Raw genomic sequence first — 19,540 nt, forward strand, 5'->3', positions numbered from 1 at the left:
GCCATTTGTAGCCGTTCTTGCGTGAGATCCCGTAGGCCGCACAAAGCGCAACCATCGTCTCATCCCCAGAAAGACACTCCACAACAAACCGTAGCTGCTCGTCCATGATGCCAGTCTCCCGCCAAACCATCGCCGGTCCTCCCGGCGAAGGAGAAAACTGTCACCCATGCTATCGGTCCATTCTGTTACCTATCTATCCGGTTCGGACACCGGCATCCTCTCCCCGTATAGGGACGGGGAGAGGGGCGCTGTGATCAGCGGTTTCGCCAATCACAAGCGTTCGAGAGAGAGAGAGAGAGAGAGAGAGCCAAGGCTGCGGTCAGCCCTTTCTCCCCGTCACTATACGGGGAGAAATGCCCGGCAGGCAATGTGGGGCGGTGCTGACCTCCGGTGAGGAGCAAAATCAAACGCGCGCTCTGCCTATCGGCAATAATCTCTACAAAGAGCCGAGCTTGCCCAGATTCTTGGCGACCAGATAGTAGAAAGTCACGCGGCTCTTGAAGCTGTCGGCGGCCAACGCCTTGCAGGTCTTCTCGATCGCTGAGTCGGCTTTCGCCCCGTCGGTCACGCCGAGTTTCTTGGCAACCCAGTTGGTCTTGACGCGCTCCAATTCCTTGGGGTCGGTGCAGGATACCAGCGAGGAATCGCGGTTGCGCAGCGCGATGCCCAGATGTTTCACAATCTTGGCAACCACATCGGCATTTGCGGCGGCGTCGTATTTCTTCACGTCTGCGAGATAATCGGCCATCAAATTTCCCCATGTCGGCGCCACGGGATCCGATCGATGAGGGCTGTGGCGCGCTGCCGCAACTTGTGCGCTCGGTCGATACTCCTCACCATCGCAAAGCTTCGGTTGAGACCGCGCGCGAGTCAACCCTCGGCGCCGCAGTTTGGTGCGGCCAAGAAGTGTCATTGCGGCCTTTCATTTTGTGCGCCCGCCCCCTATATTCGTTTTGTCGGCTTGACCGACTATGGCGATAAATGGGCGATGTAATAAGCCGTTCGGACCCGGGGGCGGTACCCGGCGCCTCCACCAAGAACCGCTCTGTGATCAGAGCGGCTGTTGCTGGGGGCGAAATAGGATCGACGAAGGTGTAAAGATCGTACTTTTGCCCGGCATGGTACCACCGTCATCGGGCTAAACCTGTAGTTGCAAATGACAACTATGCGGAAGCACGTCTCGCCGCGTAAGCGGTGCGATAGCTTCAAATCAAGCCCTAGAGGTTCGCACTTCTAGGCGGGGTTCGGAGGTACCTGGCAACAGAAACCTCCACTTCTCCCCCTCGACATCGTTCTCGCAACGCCGGCTGCCGCTTTCGGCTATCAACTGGTTTAATTGCCCGCTGGCGTCGGTCGAAGGCCGTGGTTCTGGCCGGGGCCGGATTACCCCAGACGTGAAAAAGGCCGGGATGACCCGGCCTTTCCGGTCGATTGCGGTCAGCTTACTCGGCCGGCGCTTCAACGGCTTCGCGCGAGCGGCCGAGCGTCAGTTTGGCCAGCGTGAACGAGATCACGGCGCAGAGCGTGATGCCGGCCACCATGGGCAGCGGGGTGCCGTCGAAGAAGATGCCGGCGACGCCCATCGCCAGCGCACCGATGGCGAAGTGCAGCGTGCCCATCAGCGCCGAGGCCGTGCCGGCGATCTCGCCATGCTCTTCCATGGCCAGCACCGACGTCGTCGGGATGACCAGGCCGAGGAAGCCGTAGCCGACGAACAGCAGTGCCGCCATCACATCGAGCCGGTCGACGCCGGTCGCCATGACTGCGAACAGCACCACCATCGTCGTGGCATAGCCGGTCACCGCCACCCAGACGACGCGCTTCAGCCCGAAGCGCTCCGACAGCAGTCCCGTCAGCTGCGACATGCCGATGAAGGCGACCGCATTGATCGAGAAGAACACGCTGTAGACGGAAGGCGACAGCCCGTAATGGTCGATCAGAATGAAGGACGAACTCGAGAGGTAGACGAAGAAGCTGGCGATGCCGAAGCCGGCGATCGCCACCAGGCCGAGGAAATTGCGGTCACCCATGAGGAAGCGATAGCCGGCGAGTGCGGTTCCGAAGGAGGAACCGACGCGTTCTTCCGCCGGCCGCGTCTCCTTCAGCGAGGTCGCCAGCAGAATGGTGGCCAGCAGGGCCGCGCCCGTCACCGTCCAGAATACGGCGCGCCAGCCGAAATTCTCGATGATCTGGCTGCCGGTCAGCGGCGCCAGGATCGGCGACACCGAAAACACCAGCATCAGCAGCGACATCAGCTTGGCGGCTTCGGTGCCGGTGTGCAGGTCGCGCACGATGGCGCGCGGCACCGCCATGCCGGCGCTGGCGCCCAGTCCCTGCAGGAAGCGGAAGGCGATCAGCCATTCGATGGTCGGGCTTATGGCCGAACCGATACCGCCGACCATGAACAGCGCAAGGCCGCCGTAAAGCGGCAGCTTGCGGCCGACCATGTCGGAGATCGGTCCGACGACGATCTGGCCGAAGCCCATCGACAGGAAGAAGATCAAAAGGCTCATCTGAACGGCGGCGGTGCCGGCATGCAGATCTTCGCCGATCGAAGGCAACGCCGGCAGATACATGTCGATGGCGAAGGGGCCGATAGCGGACAACAGGCCGAGCACGACCGCGATGCGGAGGAATTTGGGACTCATGATAAAGGCTTCTTTCAAGTCTGGTTGGCGCCGCCAACGCGACGACTAACCCTAGGACGTTCCATCCCGTTGAAATCCGACGGCTCAGAGCGAGATTATTCGTCTCTACGGAGCGAATTCCCCATTTATTGTGTCCACAAATTTAGACAGCCTTGTCTAATTCGTCAATCACCTCTATATAGTTTTCTATGAAGCTTGCCGTTTCTCCTGACATTTTCCCGCCACGCGGCCACGAGGCCAAGCGTATGTCGATTATCGATGCGGCGGCTTCGGTATTTTGCCGGGAAGGCTTTGCCGGCGCGAATATCGACCTGATCGCGGTGGAGGCCGGCGTGTCGCGCCAGACCATCTACAATCACCACCGCGACAAGGAAAAGCTCTTCATGGCTGTGGTGCGGGATCTGACGGAGCGCTGCAATACCGGCATCTTCGCCACGTTCGCCTCTTTCCCAGACCAGCCGAAGGATCTGGAAGCCGACCTGATCGGCTTTGCCGTGCGCATGAATCAGAACTGCATCTGCAACCGCGACGGACGCTTCCTGCGCAAGCTGATCCAGACCGAAGGCGAGCGCTATCCCGAGCTCTTCGCCGAATGGCGCGACCAGGGGCCGGGCCGGACCTGGCCGGCACTTGCCGCCCGTTTTGCCCGCCTCGCCCATGCCGGCCATCTCGCGGTCGACGATCCCGATGTCGCCGCACGCCAGTTCCTGGCCTTGGCAAACGCCGAACTACAGACCACCTTCATGCTCGGCGGCATGCCGTCGGAAGATGAAGTGCTGCAATCCGCGACCCACGGCGTGCGCACATTCCTGCGCGCCTTCGGCAAGCGCAGATCAGCGGCAGCGGTGGAATAACAGCTGGCCAGCGCCTGAACGCCAAAGCAGGCGATCAAATCGTCCGTTACGGGCTTCGCTTCGGCGCATCAGCGATCTATATCCGGTTTACGCCGCGCTCAAGCTTGATTACAGCTATGCGGACGATTCAACGGAACCCGACCAGCACATGGCCGACGACCACATCCGCTACGACATTCTCGCCCAGGAGGCGTTGCGCGGCGTCATGCGCAAGGTCCTGGCCGAAGTCGCGCGCACCGGCCTTCCCGGCAATCATCATTTCTTCATCACATTCCTGACCGGCGCGCCGGGCGTGCGGGTGTCCTCCAGGCTGCGCGAGCGCTATCCCGAACAGATGACCATCGTCATCCAGTTCCAGTATTGGGACCTCAAGGTGACCGATACCGGCTTCGAGGTCGGGCTGTCCTTCTCCGACGTGCCGGAGAAGCTGGAAATCCCGTTCTCGGCCGTACGCGGCTTCTACGACCCATCGGTCAATTTCGAACTCGAATTCGACGTCAAGACCGACGTCCCGGCGGAAGACGATGCAGCCGCCCAGCCGGCTGCCGAGCCCTTGGCTATCGTCTCCGAGAAAAAGCCGAAGGCCGAGAAGAAGGCAGCTACCACTGAGGCGGAGAAAAAGCCCGCCGTGGCCGATGCCGGCAAGGGCGCCGACGTCGTGTCGCTCGACGCCTTCCGCAAGAAGTAGCGGGACGGACGGCGCGACATGGGCGAAATCGTCAACCTTCGCCAGGTCCGCAAGCAGAAGGCGCGCACCGAAAAGGAAAAGCTCGCCGGCGAGAACCGCGCTCTGCACGGCCGTTCCAAAGCCGAAAGAACTCGTGACCGGCTGACATTGGACAAGGCCGAAAAATTCGTCGCCGGCCACCGCCGCGAACGCCCGGAAGACCAGGGCGATTGATGGACCGCCTGCGGTGAGCCCGGTCGAAAAACGCTCCGTGACCATCCGCGGCCATCGCACCAGCTATTCCCTCGAAAAACCCTTTTATGACGATCTCGTCAGCATCGCCGCCGCGCGCAAGCTGACGCTTGCTGCCCTGGTCGCGGAGATCGATGAGACAAGACCGCGCGATGCGAACCTGTCCTCGGCGCTCAGGCTGCATGTGCTGGACTGGGCCAAGCGCGGCGCGGTCTGAATGGTTTTAATTGCCCAGCGACTTCAGCAGATTGTCGACGGAGAACGGATTTGTCCTGGGCTTCGGCGGCGCCGGGGCCGAACCGTCACTGACACCGGGAAGTGAGCGGTCGACCTTCGGCGCCTGCTCCTGAGCCTTGCGCTCGGCCTCCAGCCTGGCTTTTTCCTGCGAAGCGATCCGAGCCTGTTCGGCCTTCTTCCGTTCGTCCTCGGCCTTGGCGGCGTCTTCGGCAGCCTGCTCTTCCGCCTGGGCTTTCGCGTCCGCATCTGCCTTGGCCTTTGCGTCAGCCTCTGCCTGCGCTTTCGCATCGGCATCGGCCTTTGCTTTGGCATCCGCCTTGGCCTTGGCATCCGCTTCGGCCTGTGCCTTCGCATCGGCCTGCACTTTCGCCTTGGCGTCGGCCTCGGCTTTGAGCCGTGCCGCTTCCTCCTGCTTGCGCAATTCCTTGGCGGCGTTGTCGCGCTCGGTCTGCAGGGCGGCGTAATAGCGCACCTCGCGCCGCAGCCGCTGCTTCTCGAGCAGTGCGGCCTGCATCGCCTCGACCCGCTGCTGCTCCTTTTCCAGCGCGCGCTGGGTCAAAAATTGCGCCAGCGGCTCGCTGTCGAACTGCTTTTTCAGCGCCCCGAACGGCCCATCGACGCTGAAATTGACCGTCGGATCGGAGCCGACCAGCGCCTCGTCGCCAGGCTTGTAGGTGACCGCGCCCTTGGTGGTGACGGTGCCGGTGTTGAGGTCGGCCGTGATGTCGGCAGACAGCGTCGCCACCTGGTTTTCGAATTTGATCGGTGGTGCCCGCAACGTGCCGCCGGCGACCGTGAAGGCGATGTCGGCATCGCCGGCAGCAAAGCTGCCCTCGCCAGCGATCTCAGGTGCAAAGCCCGCGGTCTTTGCTGTGTCGATGTCGCGCCCGATCGCATCGGCCTTGGCAATCAACGCGCCGAAGGCATCGGGATTGACGCCGGCAATGGTGAGGCCTTTCAGCGCCGCCGTGCCCGAGCCGGAGAGTGCGGCAATCATCGCGTCGACCGATTTGCCGCTGGTCGACAGCCCTGTCGAGAAATCGCCGTTGCCACTCAATCCGGCAGCCGGCAGCACAGTCGCCAGGTCAGCGCCGGCAAGCCTCATCTGGCCGGAGAACAGCCCCGTGCCGTCTGTGTTCTTCAACTCGAACAATCCGGTGAGCGCGCCGCCGAGCAGTTTTGCCTTCAGGTCCGAAACGCGGATGCCTTCCTGGTCCAGTTTCAATGACAGCGACGCATCATAGGCTGTCGCCAGCGGTCCGGCGGCAAGCGTCGCCGTCGTCAGATCGAGATCGGCGCTGAACGGCAGGCTGGATTTCTGGCTGAATGGCGCCGTCGGCCAGTTCGCGTTGCTGCTGAGGAACGACTGGTCACCGAACAGCGCAACCGCAATCGGGTCGAGGTCCAGTTCGTCGAGCGCCAGCGCACCGGCAAAATGCGGCAGCCCCTGCTTCGCATCGATGTTGACGTCGCCCGAAATCTCCGACTCGTTGATGGATCCGCTGAGACCGCTCAACACCAGCAGGCCGTTGCCGAAATCGGCATCCGCGCTGAGCGAGGTCGAGGTGCCCGTGCCCATGCCCGGCAGGCCGGCGCCGGTCGTCATGAGCCACGGCTCTATGTCGGAGGCGTCGAGGCCGATCTTGCCCTTGGCGGTGGCGCCTTGCGGCGTCTGAGCAACGGTGCCGTCGAACGTCGCCTTGAAGTCATCGGCGGCGAAATTGAAGCTCGTCGCCAGGCCGCCGCCGAGCGTGCCTTTGGCCGAAATATCGGTGCTTGCCTGGCCGAGCATGCCGAGCGGCAGCGCCGGCAGGCCGTAGAGCGCCAGCAGCACGGTGGCGTCGGGATTTTTGGCGTTGAAGGTCAGCGTCACCGGCGCGTCAAGCAACTGGCCGACGGCACCCTTGCCCGACAGCGACGCCGAAAAGGCCGAACCGCCGGCCTTGCCTTGTCCGCTCACCGCCAGCCCGGTCGTGCCGTCGCCATTGTCGGCGGCGCTCGCCACCAGATCGACGCGCGCGTCCTGGAACAGTTCGGGATAGGCGGCCGTGCGGCCAGCCAGTCCCTTCAGCATCAGATTGTCGGGATAGTGTTGCGCGGCAATGTCGATCAGCGGCTTCAGATCGACGGCGACCACCGAGGCATCGAGCTTGCCGGTCGGGCTTGCCGGAAAATCCTTGATCCGGCCGGTGGCGCTGATCGAGGCGCCGGCAAGGCCGCCAATCGACAGCCGGTCGATTTCGAGCAGCCCGTCGCGGAGCCGGAGCGCTGTGTCGACCGTGTCGGCGGTGAGCCCGCCGGCATTGACCGGCCCTGCCTTGATCTGAAAATCGAGGTCACGGTCGGAAAAGCGGTTGGCGCCCTTGTCGCTGACGAAGATCGAGGCGAAGGCCGTCAGCCCGTCGACATCGAGTTCGCCGCCCGCGAGCCGCATCAGCACCGAGGACTTGGCGCCGTCGGGCTGGCTGGAATCGATGCGGCCGGTGAACTTCGACTTGCCGAGGATCAGTTCGAGATCGCTGAACGCCTGGCGTTTCTCCGACAACGCGACCTTGGCCTTGAAGCCGGCGGCCGGCAGCCGGCGGATCGCCTCGTCGACATCTTTCGACAACCAGGCGGCGAAGCCGGAAGGCTGCGCCACTGCCAGCAGCATGGAGCCGCTGAAGCCGAAGTGATCCGTTACGCTGAGCATGCCGCTGGCTTCCAGCGTGGTGCGCCCGGGCAAGGTCGCGGCCAGCGATTTCACCGACCAGCCGCCCTCGACCGGCTCGGCCGAGAGATGCACGTCGCGCACGGTGGTGTCGCCGGCCACCACCGCCGGCAGCTTGACCTCGACATTGCCGGGTATGCTCGGCTTCGGCAGTTCGAGCAGCGCCTGCTCGATCCCGGCAATGCGCTGGTCCAGCGTCAGGCCGGCGCCCTTTTCAGCACCCACCGCCTCATCCAGTTGCACCTGCGCGCCATTGGCCTCGATTGCGAAGTTCGGCTTCAGGCCGAGATCGACCGAAGCCTTGCCGTCGGCTGTGTAGGGATTGTCGAGCGGCCCGGTCTCGAAGCGGAATTCGTCGACGCCGAGCTTCTGGTGATCAAGCGAGAACTTGCCGTTCAGCCGGAAGCCCGGATCGGGCTTGCCGGCGCTGACCTTGCCCGTATTGATCTCGACAACCTCACCATCGCTGCCGCGCAGCGTAGCCGAATTCTTGTCGTTGCCGGAAATCTTGAACTGGCCGGAATAGACGGCAGCCCCATTGACGATGCCGGCATTGCCGTCGGTTTCGATGACCAGTGGATAGGCATCGGGATCGACCTTGAGCCTCAGCCGCATCTGGCCGCTGCCTTCGGCCTTGCCGGTCGAAGCCGCAACAGTCGAATGCAGGCCATCGAGCAGCAACGTTCCGTCCATGCGCCACGGCCCGGCCAGCGACTTGGCAGAGATGGTCGAATTGATCTCGGAAATCAGATGGCTGCGCCCGCCTGCGGCATGGCGGAGCGCAATTTCTCCCTCCGTCACCGTCAGCTTCTCGATCGAGATCTGGTTGAGGTCGAAGGGCGAGGACGGCCGTATCGCCCAGTCGACCGTGCCGTTATCGGCGATGTCGATCGTCGCCTTCGGATGCACCAGCCGCATATCGAAAATCAGCACTTCGCCGCGCAGGAACGGCGCCAGTTCCGCGTCCATGGAAAAGGTCTCGACGGTCATTGCCGGCTGGCCGCCGGGGCCGCCGGCGACCGTGACGTTTGAGAAGGTCACCGAGGGGAACGGCAACAGCCGCGCCGTGGCGTCGCCTTGCACCGTCACCTTGCGGCCGAGAATGGCGCTCGCCTCGCGCTCGAATTGGGTGCGGTACCCGGTCCAGTCGACAAAATACGGCACCACCAGCGCCGCAACCAGCACCAGCACAAACAAGCCACCGAAGATCACGAACAGGCGTGCGAGCATCAGCTCCGAACGGGTTGATTGAAAGTCAGCCGCACTCTACCCGCATCAGCGTGTCGATAAAGAGGCAATTCATCCAGAGTTGCTTGATCTCTGTATCTGGACGAGCAGAGATTTTTGGACGCCTTTGACCGCGGTCCGGCCTGTGCGTAAGAGACTATCCTGCCATGGCCCGTCGGCGATATTCGTTCAGCAGCACTACCATCTGCTCGGGCGACAATGTCCAGCCCTGCGGTAATGCGGCTTCGGCGCCGAGGCTTTTGGTCACGCTGCCCATGACGGAGCTTTTCTTGACCCCCGGTGCGAAATTGTACCCGATCATATCGCCTATCCTGCGCCGGCGATGGACGACGAAGAATCTTTCGATATCCTTCCAGGGAACCAGCTTGGGCGATCGAACAAGGCCTCCGCCGAGACTGAAACCTTGTCCGTTCAGCACCAGAATCTGCGGCCGCACAAGCTGCCAGGCAAACACCAACGCGCCGAGCCCGAAAAAGGCCACGCACCACCAAAGGCCGGCGGTGTCGCCGTCCTCGGAGACATAAATCAGGAAAGCGCAGGCCAGGACAAAGAAGAGGCTGGCCGACAGCAGTAACAGTGTCTTGCCAAGCGATGCCCTTATAATCAGGGTATCCATTGCCGCTCCTCACATTTCGGCTATGCAGGCAATATCTTGCCCGGGTTCATGATGTCTTGCGGGTCGAGCGCTTTTTTTATGGAGCGCATGATGTCGACACCATGGCCGAGCTCATGGCGCAGGAAGCCGATCTTGCCCTGGCCGATGCCGTGTTCGCCGGTGCAGGTGCCGTCCATGGCGATCGCCCGCATGTTCAGCCGCGAGACGAATTTCTCCGCCAGCGCGATCTCTTTGGGGTCGTTGACGTCCATGAGCACCAGCACATGGAAATTGCCGTCGCCGGCATGGCCGACGATCGGCGCAACCAGGCCCATCTCGACAATGTCGGCCTCGGTTTCGGCAACGCATTCGGCCAGCCGCGAGATCGGCACGCAGACATCGGTCGACAGGCCCTTGGTGCCCGGCCGCAGCGTCAGCGACGCCCAATAAGCATCGTGCCTGGCCTTCCAGAGTTTCGTGCGCTCCTCGGCGACGCTCGTCCACAGGAATGGCCCGCCGCCATTGTCTTCAGCAATGGCACCGAAGGTTTCGGCCTGTTCGGCGACACCGGCATCGCTGCCGTGGAACTCGACGAACAGGCACGGGCTCTCGGGGTAATCGAGCTTCGAGTAATTCTTCATCGCCCGCATCTGCAGTCCATTCACCAGTTCGATGCGCGCCACCGGAATGCCCATCTGGATGGTCGCGATGACCGCGTTGCAGGCCGCCTCGAGGTTTGGAAACGGGCAGACGCCGCCGGAGATCGCCTGCGGAATGCCTTGCAGCTTCAAGGTCAGCGAGGTGATGATGCCGAGCGTGCCTTCCGAGCCGACCAGAAGCCGCGTCAGATCGTAGCCGGCCGAACTCTTTTTCGCCCGCTTGCCGGTCGTCACCGTCTCGCCATCGGCCATGACGGCCGTCAGCGACAGCACGTTTTCACGCATCGTGCCGTAGCGCACCGCATTGGTGCCGGAGGCCCGCGTTGCCGCCATGCCGCCGAGCGAAGCATTGGCGCCGGGATCGATGGGGAAGAACAGGCCGGTATCGCGCAGGTGCCGATTCAAATCCTCGCGCGTTACGCCAGGCTCGACCGTGCAGTCGAGATCCTCGGGGTTGACCGACAGGATGCGGTTCATGCGCGAGGTGTCGACCGAGATGCCGCCACCCGGCGCGTTGGTGTGGCCCTCCAGCGAGGAACCGACGCCGAAGGCGATGACCGGCACGCGGTGCGCGGCGCAGGCACGTACGATCTCCTGCACCTCTTCTGTCGTCTCCGGGAACGCGACACCGTCAGGCGCCTGCGTCGGAATATAGGTGGTGGTATGCGCATGCTGCGAGCGGATCGCCGCGCCTGTCTGGAAGCGTTCGCCGAGCTGCTGCTTGAGAATGCCGAGCACGGCGGCGATGCCTTCCTCGTTGCGTTCGACCGGATTGAGGTCGCTCAGAGCCATGAATTCCTCCGCGAATGGACCAGCGTCCACGCTTGTTATGCGATTATGGATGCGTAGTCTCGACTGCCGCGCTCTGTCCAGCACCAGAACAAGGAAGTTTCCATGCGCATCCCTGCCCCCTTCGTTTCCAAACCGATGGACATCGAGAAGGACTGGATCGACTACAACGGCCATCTCAACATGGCCTATTACAACGTGTTGTTCGACCGCTGCTCGGATGAGGCGTTCGAGGCGATGGGCATGGGGCTGGACTATGTCGAAGAGCGGCGCCTGACCATCTACACGGCCGAAGTCCATGTTTGCTATGTCCAGGAACTGCACCTCGAACACAAGGTCGTCGTATCCTTCCAGCTGATCGATCACGACGACAAGCGGCTGCGGGCCTACCAGGAAATCCGCCATGTCGATGGCTGGCTCGCCGCCACTTCCGAAACCCTGTCGCTGCATGTCGACATGTCCGGGCCGAAAGTCGCGCCCTTCCCCGCCGATGTGCAGGCCAAGGTGGAAGCCATGCGCGCCGCCCATTCTGCACTGCCGATGCCCGAGCGGGCCGGCCGTTCGATCGGTATTCGCCGCAGGACCGCTTGAAGCGCTGCCGCGCCCGCGTTAACCTTACCAAGGTTTTAACGTGAACAAGCCATTTGGGCCATTGAACGACTCAGCTGACCGTTTGAGAACGGTGCCATGCGAGTTGCGACGCGGGCGGCGGGCAACAGGCGGTTCGAGGAACGTGCATGAAAACCGACATCAAGGTCGAGGTGGACAGGCTGGCTGCCGATCCGCGCATCACCGACTATGATTTCTGGCGCTCGTTGAAGAACGTCAACAACGAGATCTTCCACATCGCCAACAACAACGAGCCTATCCCCTTCGACATGATCCGCTGGCGCGCCATCCTGAAGCAGGCGCGCATGAAGCGTGGCCACGCCTGATGTTTCCGCTGTTCTGAGAAAGCCGCCACCGGCGAGCGCCGCCACGGACCATTGCGACCTGATCATTTCTATAGGTCGGCGCCAGCCCTGCTTTCAGCGAATCGGCTACATCCGACAACCTTCAAAAACCGTTCATTTCGACAGTTTGCGCAACCGGCGATTCGGTTTCGCAAACGGCTGCCTGCGACAAGAAGATCAAGATTGAACCAATTCCACGTCTAAGCCGTTGTGACCCCTGAAAAACGGCTTGGAGTGAAAGCATGGATTGGAAAAGGACCAGGGAACCGGCCGACGCATGGCACATGACGGACAATCTGCATGCCGAGCACGGCAAGGGCGATCCGTTCGCGGCCGCCATCCGCGCCACCCGCATGTCGATGGTCATCACCGATCCCCGTCAAGCGGACAATCCGATCGTCTTTGCCAATGACGCGTTCCTGCGCCTGACCGGCTACGAGCGCGACGAGGTCATGGGCAAGAACTGCCGCTTCCTGCAGGGGCCAGAGACAGACAAGGCAGCTGTGGCTAGCGTGCGCGACGCGATAGCAGCGGGAACCGATATCGCCATCGATCTGTTGAACTACCGCAAGGACGGCTCGACATTCTGGAATGCGCTCTACATCAGCCCGGTTTCCAACGACAAAGGCGAACTCCTGTTCTTCTTTGCCTCACAGCTCGACGTCTCCGATCGCAAGCGCTCCGAGGATCGCATCACCGCCGACAAGAACCGTTTTGAAAAGGCTGTCAAGGAACGCACACGCGAGCTTGAGGCCGCCCTTGAGGCGCAGACCACGCTGCTGCACGAGGTCGACCATCGGGTGAAAAACAACCTGCAGATGATCTCCTCGCTGATCATCATGCAAAGCCGGGCAATCAAGGATGAAGCGACAAAGCGATCGCTGACCACCATGCTGGAGCGCATCGAGGCGCTGAGCACGGTGCATCGCCGTCTCTACCAGTCAAAGGATGTCAGCCGCTTCGATGTCTCGGATTTCGCCAGGGATCTGGTCACCGACCTGCTGACCGCATCCGGACGCGCCGAGATCAAGCCGACGCTGGACCTCGAACCCATCGTCATTCCGGCCGAAAAAGCCACGCCTGTTGCCTTGATGGTCAATGAGCTTGTCACCAACGCGCTGAAGCACGCCTTCAAGGCAAAGCCGGACGGCACCACCGCGGGGCGCATCGGCATCAAGATGAGCCAGCCCGACGGCCACTTCAACATCGAGGTTTCCGATGACGGCGTCGGCATGGCCGAGGCCAGTGGCGATGCTTCTTTTGGCATGCGGCTGATCAAGTCGCTTGCCCGTCAGTTGCATGCCGACATCGAATGGCGCGACGCCGGCCCGGGCACAAAGGTCGTCATCTCGATGCCGAACGAACCGCAGCAGAAAGGGAAGCTGTCATGAACGAACCGCTCAAGGTCCTGATCGTCGAGGACGAGGCGTTGCTGGCGATGGAACTGGAAAGCCTTGTCGAGGAAGCCGGCCACAGCGTTGTGGGTTGGGCGACCTCCTTGGCCGAAGCAAGAGGCATGATTGATACCGCCGATGCCGATATTGCCTTTGTCGATATCCACCTCGCCGACGGGCCGACCGGGGTCGAGGTTGCCGAGCATATCCGCGAGGGTAACCGTTCCATGGTGGTGTTCATGACCGCCAATCCAAAACGCATCCCCGACCATTTCGCCGGCGCGATCGGCGTCATCGCCAAGCCCTACACGATGAACGGACTGGTGTCGGCGTTGCGCTATCTGCAGGAGGGCGTGCGGCGCCCGCCCCCGGTCTCGGTGCTGCCGGCCGGTTTTACGCTGTCGCCGGCCTATGAGAGCGTATGGGCGTCGTCGGCGGCCTGAAGCCTACGCCAGCTTCTCCTTGAGGAAAGCGATCGTCCTGCCCCAGGCGAGATCGGCTGCCTTCTTGTCATAGCGCGCGGCCGAGGTGTCGTTGTTGAAGGCATGGTTGACGCCGTCATAGACATAGAGCGTGTATTCGACATGGGCGGCGTCGAGCGCTTTCTTGTAGGCATCGATGCCGGCGTCGATGCGCTCGTCGAGCCCGGCATAGTGCAGCAACAGCGCCGCCTTGATCTTCGCCACATCCTCGGCCTTCGGCTGCATGCCGTAATAGGCGACGCCGGCGGCGAGATCGGGCGCGTTGACCGCCAGATTGTTGACCGTGCCGCCGCCCCAGCAGAAGCCGACAGCACCGACCTTGCCGTTGCCGTCCTTCTCGCCCTTGAGATAGGCGATGGTCGCCACACCATCGGCGGTGACCTGGCTGGCTTCGAGCTTGGTAAACATGTCGCGCGCCTTGTCTTCGTCAGCGGGCGTGCCGCCGAGCGGCGACAGGAAATCCGGCGCCAGCGCCACGAACCCTTCCAGCGCAACGCGCCGCGCCACATCCTTGATATGCGGGTTGAGCCCCCTGTTCTCATGCACCACGATGACGGTGCCGAGCTTGCCGGACTGGTCCGCCGGCCTGACCAGATAGCCCTTCATCTCACCGCTGCTGCCGGAATAGGTGATATCTTCAGCCTTCACGCGCTGATCGTTGTCGGCGACGATTGCCGCCTGCGCCGAATTCGCCGCAAGCAGCGGCGCGATCGCGGCCGCCGCCGCGCCCGATCCGGCAAGCCTGGTCAGCTGTTCCATGAAGCGGCGGCGGTCGAGCGTCAGATGCGTGTATTCGTCATAGGCATCGATCATCGCCTGGGTGATGGCAGGTTTGGCAGGTTTGACGGCTTCGGCGGTGGGTTTCGTCATGGCGTGCTCCTCGTTAGGAGATGATCTCACGGTCACTCCGGGATGACCTCGCGGTCACTCCGGGATGACCTCGCGGTCACTCCGGGATGACTCGCGGATCAAGATAGGGTGCAAGCTCGCACGGTCCAGTCTCGGATGGGTGACGCTTGCGCCATCGAACGATGCGGCCGCCCCGCCGAACGCGCCCATCACATTTTGGTCATTTCAGAGAATGTCGATGGTGCCGCCACAATATGGAAGGAAGCTGATGATGGTCTCGCTCGTAGCGGCGAGCCCGACGAGAAGGAACAACGCCATGACCTTGTCTACTCCGATCCTTGCAAGCGCGCTCGTGCTTGCTGTTGCTGCCTTGCTGGCAATGCGCTCCGCTGCTGCCGCAGCCGCCGCTCGGATGGTGAAGGTCCGCGTCGACCGGCACCACGCTGATCCAGCAGGCCGAAACAGGGCCGCAGCTAACCAATGAAGTACTGGGCTCCGTGCCCAGCCTCAAAGGCCATCTCTTACGCAAGCTGACCAAGGCTGCTGCTGCCCTCATCGCCCTGCCGGGCACTTCTCCCCGTATAGATGCCGGCAGGCAGATGAGGGGCGGCGCGACAGAATATCTGCCGGGCCGATCACTTACCTAAGTCACATCGCTGCTACTTCGGCAGCGTATAGGCCATCACATAGTCGCCGGGCTTGGTGCCGACCGAGCCATGGCCGCCGGCGACGATGACCACGAACTGGCGGCCGTCGGCGACGGTGTAGGTCATCGGCGTCGACTGCCCACCGGCCGGCAGCCTGGCCTGCCAAAGCTGCTTGCCCGATGTCAGGTCATAGGCGCGCAGATAGTCGTCGACCGCCGCGCCCAGGAAGACGACGCCGCCGGCGGTGATCATCGGCCCGCCAATGCCGGGAACACCGACCTTCAGCGGCAAGGGCAACGGCGTCATGTCGTAGACGGTGCCGTTGCGGTGCTTGTAGGCGATCTTGCCGGTTCTGAGGTCCGCTCCCGCCACATAGCCCCATGGCGGCGCCTGGCAGGGCACGCCGAGCGGCGACAGGAACGGCCCCATCACCACCGCATAGGGTGCGCCCTCATTGCGGTTCAGCCCCTGCTCGCTGCCGCGCCCCTCATCCGGCGGCGGCACCTGGTCGCGCGGAATGAGCTGCGATTTGAACGCCAGATAGGTCGGCATGCCGAACATCACCTGCCGCACCGGATCGACGGCGACGCCGCCCCAGTTGAATGTGCCGAAATTACCGGGATAGACCAGCGACCCCTGCACCGATGGCGGGGTGTAGCGGCCCTCGTAGCGCAGGCCCTGGAATTCGATCCGGCAGGCCAGCTGGTCGAACATGGTGATGCCCCACATGTCGGCGCCGGTCAGCGGCCTCGGATTGAAGGAGAGATCCGAGACCGGCTGCGTCGGCGACGTGTGATCGCCCTCGACAGCGCCGCCCGGCGCCGGCACTTCCTTGATCGGGATGATCGGCTCGCCGCTGCGCCGGTCGAGCACGTAGAGGTCGCCCTGCTTGGTCGGTCCAACCAGGCCCGGAACGACGCCGGCAGCGGTGGTGATGTCGACCAGGGTCGGCTGTGCCGGCACATCCATGTCCCAGAGGTCGTGATGCACGGTCTGCCGCACCCAGCGCACTTGTCCGGTGGCCAGATCGAGCGCGGTGATCGAGGAGGAAAACTTCTCGACATTGGCGCTGCGGCCCATCCCGAGCTGGTCCGGCGTCTGGTTGCCGAGCGGCACATAGAGCAAGCCGAGCTTCTCGTCGGCGCTTGCCGTCGACCACATGTTGGGCGAGTTGTGGGTGTAGGTCTGGCCTGCCGCCAGCGGCGTTGTCTGGTCCGGATTGCCGGAATCCCAGTTCCACACCAGGGCGCCGGTGTCGACGTCGAAGGCCCGGATGACGCCGGACGGCTCTTGCGTCGAAAAATTGTCGTTGACCGCGCCGCCGATGATGATCTTGCCGCCCGCAATCAGCGGCGCCGAGGTCGAGTAATAATAGCCCGACTTCGGATACGGCATGTTGGTCAACAAATTGAGCGTGCCGGCTTCGGCGAAGGACGGGCAGACCTGGCCGTTGGCGGCGTCGAGCGCGATCAGCCGCGCATCCGAGGTCGGCAGATAGACGCGCGTCGCGCAAGGCTGGCCGGCGGCGATCTTGGCATCGGCATAATAGGACACGCCGCGGCAGGTCTGGTGCTGGCGGTCCTTGTCGAGCTTGATCTTGGGATCGAAACGCCATTTCTCCTTGCCGGTGGCGGCATCGATGGCGATAGCGAAATTGTGCGGCGTGCAGATATAGAGCGCGTCGCCCACCTTCAGCGGCGTCACCTGGTAGGTGGTTTCGCCGACATCGTCCGGCCCTTTCACGTCGCCGGTCTGGTAGGTCCAGGCCGGCTGCAATTTGGCGACATTGTCGGGCGTGATCTGGTCGAGCGGCGAATAGCGCTGGCCAAATTGCGTACGGCCGTAGAAATGCCATTCGCCCGGAGGCACATTGCCGCCGAGATCGGCAGTCGGCGTCACCTTGTCGGCGCTGAGGTCGCCGGCGATGTCCTTGGGATCGGCCGTCATCGAATAACCGGCGACGGCGAGCGAAGCCAGCGCGGCCAGAATGAGCGGCGCTCGCGCGTCGGGGCCGGTCAGGCCCCGCCTTGCCCAAGGTGTCAGCAGCCACAGCGCCAGAAGCACGACGATGCCGCCGCGCGGTCCGAGTTCCCACCAGTCGAAGCCGATTTCCCACACCGCCCAGGCCAGCGTGCCGAGCACGATCGCCGCGTAGAGCCAGAGCGCCGTCGATTTGCGCCGGAAGAGCAGCCATGCGGCGATCAGGAAGGCGAGACCGGTGATGACATAGTACCAGCTGCCGCCCAGCATCACGAGCCAGACGCCGCCGCCGCCAAGTGCGAGGCCGATGAGGAACAGAATGAGGGAGGTGATGACGACAGCCAAGACGATACTCCTTCGACTGATGCGCATTCCGCGACGCGGCCATGGGCAAAGGTATGCCAATCCTGCCCCCGGCGGTACAACCTTCTCCCGGCCGCCGTGCCTGTCAAGCCGCCGGGGAGCGATCCACGGCGAAACCAAAAGGCCATGCCGCAGGCTCTCTTGCGTAACAGGGCGTTTTTCGAGGCCACACGCCAAGGTGGCAATCCCGCCTTGCCGGCATCCGGGTTTTCCAGCAGTCTGCTTTGGACCAACCATCAGGAGCAACCAGAGTGACGTCATTCGCCTCGCCTCTGACGCGCGTAGTCCTTGTCCTCAGTAGCTTCGTCGCGCTCACGGCCGGCACAGTGGCCGCGCCGGCACAGACGCTGAGCGAGATCAATAAGGCAAACGGCTTTCACGAGATGCTGATGGGCATCGGTCCCGGCATCGCCGCAGCCACGAAATCCATACCCGAACCGTTACCGGCAAATTTCCAGGACGCCTTGTCGGTCGCGCTGGAAGGCGCCTTCGACGCAGTCAAAATGGAGACTGCCATCGAATCGCGGATGGCGGACAGGCTGTCGGCCACCGATCTGTCCGACCTCGCAGCGTTTTACGCTTCCCCGTTGGGCAAGCACGTCACCGCTTTGGAAATTCAGTCGTCTGGCCCGGAAGGCAGGCAAAGCAAGAAGACAGAGGGCAAGCAAATCCTCGCCGAGCTTCCGACCAAGGATCCAGCCCGGCTCGAATTGTACCGCAAGATCATCGACGATATCAGCGCTGTCGACACCGGCGAGGCGATAGCGCTGAACATGAGCTACGCGATGGTCACGGGGATGCTGGGCGCAGCCGGAAAGCCTCTGTCGGACGAACAGATCATGGCGCTGGTGCGTCAGCAATCCGTGAAAATTCGCCAGAACATCGAACAGAATGCCATGCAGGGTAGCGCTTATACATACCGGGATATCTCGCTCGGCGATCTCAGACTGTACTCGACATTCCTGGCGTCACCCGCGGGCAGCCGCTATTACGACCAGATGCTGACGGCCTTTGGCATGGTGATGACAGAGGAAGCGCGCTCGTTCGGACATCGATTGTTCGTCGCGCTCGGTTACCGAAAGGCCTGAGCCGCGGTATCGGGGACTTTAGCAGAACAAAACGTAGACACTTCTGGTCTTTCGCTCCCGAATCACTACATTCGGGGGAGATGTCCGGCTTTGCGGAAGACATGCCCTTTTTCGACGAACCCAATGCGCGGCCCGCGGGCCCGTCGGGCATAGCCGCGCGCGCCATGGCGGCCCGCAGCGGCCCCAACAGCGCGCCCGATTATCTCAACGGCCTCAACCCCGAGCAGCGGCTGGCGGTGGAAACCACCGAAGGCCCGGTCCTGGTGCTGGCCGGCGCCGGCACCGGCAAGACCCGCGTGCTGACCACCCGCATCGCCCATATCCTGGCCACCGGCAGGGCTTTCCCCTCGCAGATCCTGGCGGTGACCTTCACCAACAAGGCCGCGCGCGAGATGAAGCAGCGCATCGGCCATCTCGTCGGCGAAGCCGTCGAGGGCATGCCGTGGCTCGGCACCTTCCACTCCATCGGCGTCAAGCTCTTGCGCCGCCACGCCGAGCTGGCCGGGCTCAAATCCGATTTCACCATCCTCGACACCGACGACGTCGTACGGCTGATCAAGCAGCTGATCCAGGCCGAAGGCCTCGACGACAAGCGCTGGCCGGCCAAGCAGTTCGCGCAGATGATCGACGGCTGGAAGAACAAGGGCCAAGGCCCCGCCGACATTGCCGAGGGCGACGCGCGCAGCTTCGCCAACGGCAAGGGCCGGGAACTCTACAAGGCCTATCAGGAGCGGCTGAAGACGCTGAACGCCTGCGACTTCGGCGATCTGCTCTGCCACCCGATCCGCATCTTCCGCGCCAATCCGGACGTGCTGAAGGAATACCACAAGCGCTTCAAATACATCCTCGTCGACGAATACCAGGACACCAACACCGCGCAATACATGTGGCTGCGGCTGCTGGCGCAGCGGCCTACCTCCCCCTCGATGGGGGAGGTCGCGCCCCGGAGCGGCGGGGGGGGGGGGGGGCGCGCCCGGGCCCGGGGGGCCCGCCCCCCCCCCCCCGGGGGGCCGCCCCCCCCCCCCCCCCCCACGGCGCGATCGCCGAGCCGCATGACGCCGGCGATCATGCGCCGCTCGTCAGATTCGATGGTGCCGTGGTGCTCGGCCTCGGCGACCAGCATCT

17 protein-coding genes, 1 other RNA gene and 1 pseudogene are annotated in these 19,540 nt (G+C 63.1%); 11 read left to right on the forward strand and 8 right to left on the reverse strand.

Annotated elements, in window-relative coordinates; genetic code table 11:
- Both NKI15_RS31300 and NKI15_RS31305 read right to left on the reverse strand, forming a co-directional pair.
- Window positions 1-130 (reverse strand): annotated as a pseudogene (locus NKI15_RS31300) (integrase); the annotation flags it as partial.
- 306 nt (window positions 131-436) lie between these two features.
- Complete coding sequence (locus NKI15_RS31305) at window positions 437-748, reverse strand: DUF2853 family protein (RefSeq protein ID WP_023667416.1); 312 nt, start codon at window positions 746-748, stop codon at window positions 437-439.
- A 168-nt stretch (window positions 749-916) separates the two neighbouring features.
- On the opposite strand from NKI15_RS31305, the gene ssrA reads away from it, so the two are divergent.
- Window positions 917-1,275, forward strand: a transfer-messenger RNA (tmRNA) gene (gene ssrA, locus NKI15_RS31310).
- Window positions 1,276-1,442: 167 nt separating this feature from the next.
- Here ssrA and NKI15_RS31315 read toward each other — a convergent pair.
- Window positions 1,443-2,648, reverse strand: coding sequence for a multidrug effflux MFS transporter (locus NKI15_RS31315; protein ID WP_352515144.1), 1,206 nt, complete (start codon window positions 2,646-2,648; stop codon window positions 1,443-1,445).
- 188 nt (window positions 2,649-2,836) lie between these two features.
- Between NKI15_RS31315 and NKI15_RS31320 the strand changes: the two genes are divergently transcribed.
- The 4 genes from NKI15_RS31320 (at window position 2,837) to NKI15_RS31335 (ending at window position 4,638) form a co-directional block, all read left to right on the forward strand.
- Complete coding sequence (locus NKI15_RS31320; RefSeq protein ID WP_352515146.1) at window positions 2,837-3,502, forward strand: TetR/AcrR family transcriptional regulator; 666 nt, start codon at window positions 2,837-2,839, stop codon at window positions 3,500-3,502.
- A 148-nt stretch (window positions 3,503-3,650) separates the two neighbouring features.
- Entirely contained in the window at window positions 3,651-4,190 is a 540-nt protein-coding gene (locus tag NKI15_RS31325) for an SspB family protein (protein WP_023741675.1), read from the forward strand.
- An 18-nt stretch (window positions 4,191-4,208) separates the two neighbouring features.
- Window positions 4,209-4,403 carry a DUF4169 family protein gene (locus tag NKI15_RS31330; RefSeq protein ID WP_023699586.1) on the forward strand — a complete coding sequence of 65 codons (195 nt, stop codon included), beginning with the start codon at window positions 4,209-4,211 and terminating at the stop codon, window positions 4,401-4,403.
- A gap of 13 nt (window positions 4,404-4,416) precedes the next feature.
- Complete coding sequence (locus NKI15_RS31335; protein ID WP_352515147.1) at window positions 4,417-4,638, forward strand: ribbon-helix-helix domain-containing protein; 222 nt, start codon at window positions 4,417-4,419, stop codon at window positions 4,636-4,638.
- Window positions 4,639-4,644: 6 nt separating this feature from the next.
- Here the strand turns inward: NKI15_RS31335 and NKI15_RS31340 are convergent, their stop codons facing one another.
- The 3 genes from NKI15_RS31340 to NKI15_RS31350 all read right to left on the reverse strand — a co-directional run bounded on the left by NKI15_RS31340 (window position 4,645) and on the right by NKI15_RS31350 (window position 10,662).
- Window positions 4,645-8,598 (reverse strand): AsmA family protein, encoded by a 3,954-nt coding sequence (locus tag NKI15_RS31340; protein WP_352672824.1) that lies wholly within the window; start codon window positions 8,596-8,598, stop codon window positions 4,645-4,647.
- Between the two features lie 154 nt (window positions 8,599-8,752).
- Entirely contained in the window at window positions 8,753-9,232 is a 480-nt protein-coding gene (locus NKI15_RS31345; protein ID WP_352515150.1) for an STM3941 family protein, read from the reverse strand.
- Between the two features lie 20 nt (window positions 9,233-9,252).
- The gene (locus NKI15_RS31350; RefSeq protein WP_023817964.1) at window positions 9,253-10,662 is read right to left on the reverse strand and encodes an FAD-binding oxidoreductase; all 1,410 of its coding nucleotides are present in this window, start codon (window positions 10,660-10,662) and stop codon (window positions 9,253-9,255) included.
- 102 nt (window positions 10,663-10,764) lie between these two features.
- On the opposite strand from NKI15_RS31350, the gene NKI15_RS31355 reads away from it, so the two are divergent.
- The 4 genes from NKI15_RS31355 (at window position 10,765) to NKI15_RS31370 (ending at window position 13,449) form a co-directional block, all read left to right on the forward strand.
- The gene (locus tag NKI15_RS31355) at window positions 10,765-11,250 is read left to right on the forward strand and encodes a thioesterase family protein (protein ID WP_023667427.1); all 486 of its coding nucleotides are present in this window, start codon (window positions 10,765-10,767) and stop codon (window positions 11,248-11,250) included.
- Between the two features lie 146 nt (window positions 11,251-11,396).
- On the forward strand, window positions 11,397-11,594 hold the full coding sequence (locus NKI15_RS31360; RefSeq protein ID WP_013531006.1) for a hypothetical protein: 198 nt from the start codon (window positions 11,397-11,399) through the stop codon (window positions 11,592-11,594).
- A 260-nt stretch (window positions 11,595-11,854) separates the two neighbouring features.
- Window positions 11,855-13,003 carry a histidine kinase dimerization/phosphoacceptor domain -containing protein gene (locus tag NKI15_RS31365; RefSeq protein ID WP_023667428.1) on the forward strand — a complete coding sequence of 383 codons (1,149 nt, stop codon included), beginning with the start codon at window positions 11,855-11,857 and terminating at the stop codon, window positions 13,001-13,003.
- Entirely contained in the window at window positions 13,000-13,449 is a 450-nt protein-coding gene (locus NKI15_RS31370; protein ID WP_023668313.1) for a response regulator, read from the forward strand. Before NKI15_RS31365 ends, NKI15_RS31370 begins: the two co-directional genes overlap by 4 nt.
- Window positions 13,450-13,452: 3 nt before the next feature.
- Here NKI15_RS31370 and NKI15_RS31375 read toward each other — a convergent pair whose 3' ends face one another.
- Window positions 13,453-14,358 carry a dienelactone hydrolase family protein gene (locus NKI15_RS31375; RefSeq protein WP_023705527.1) on the reverse strand — a complete coding sequence of 302 codons (906 nt, stop codon included), beginning with the start codon at window positions 14,356-14,358 and terminating at the stop codon, window positions 13,453-13,455.
- Window positions 14,359-14,996: 638 nt separating this feature from the next.
- Window positions 14,997-17,336 carry a glucose/quinate/shikimate family membrane-bound PQQ-dependent dehydrogenase gene (locus NKI15_RS31380; RefSeq protein ID WP_196813694.1) on the reverse strand — a complete coding sequence of 780 codons (2,340 nt, stop codon included), beginning with the start codon at window positions 17,334-17,336 and terminating at the stop codon, window positions 14,997-14,999.
- A gap of 242 nt (window positions 17,337-17,578) precedes the next feature.
- On the opposite strand from NKI15_RS31380, the gene NKI15_RS31385 reads away from it, so the two are divergent.
- The gene (locus tag NKI15_RS31385) at window positions 17,579-18,415 is read left to right on the forward strand and encodes a DUF2059 domain-containing protein (protein WP_023705530.1); all 837 of its coding nucleotides are present in this window, start codon (window positions 17,579-17,581) and stop codon (window positions 18,413-18,415) included.
- 80 nt (window positions 18,416-18,495) lie between these two features.
- Window positions 18,496-19,540: ATP-dependent helicase (locus NKI15_RS31390; protein WP_352888079.1), on the forward strand; the 1,045-nt coding region annotated here is incomplete at its 3' end.

The sequence above is a fragment of the Mesorhizobium sp. M0862 genome (assembly GCF_040319795.1).
Lineage (GTDB): Bacteria > Pseudomonadota > Alphaproteobacteria > Rhizobiales > Rhizobiaceae > Mesorhizobium.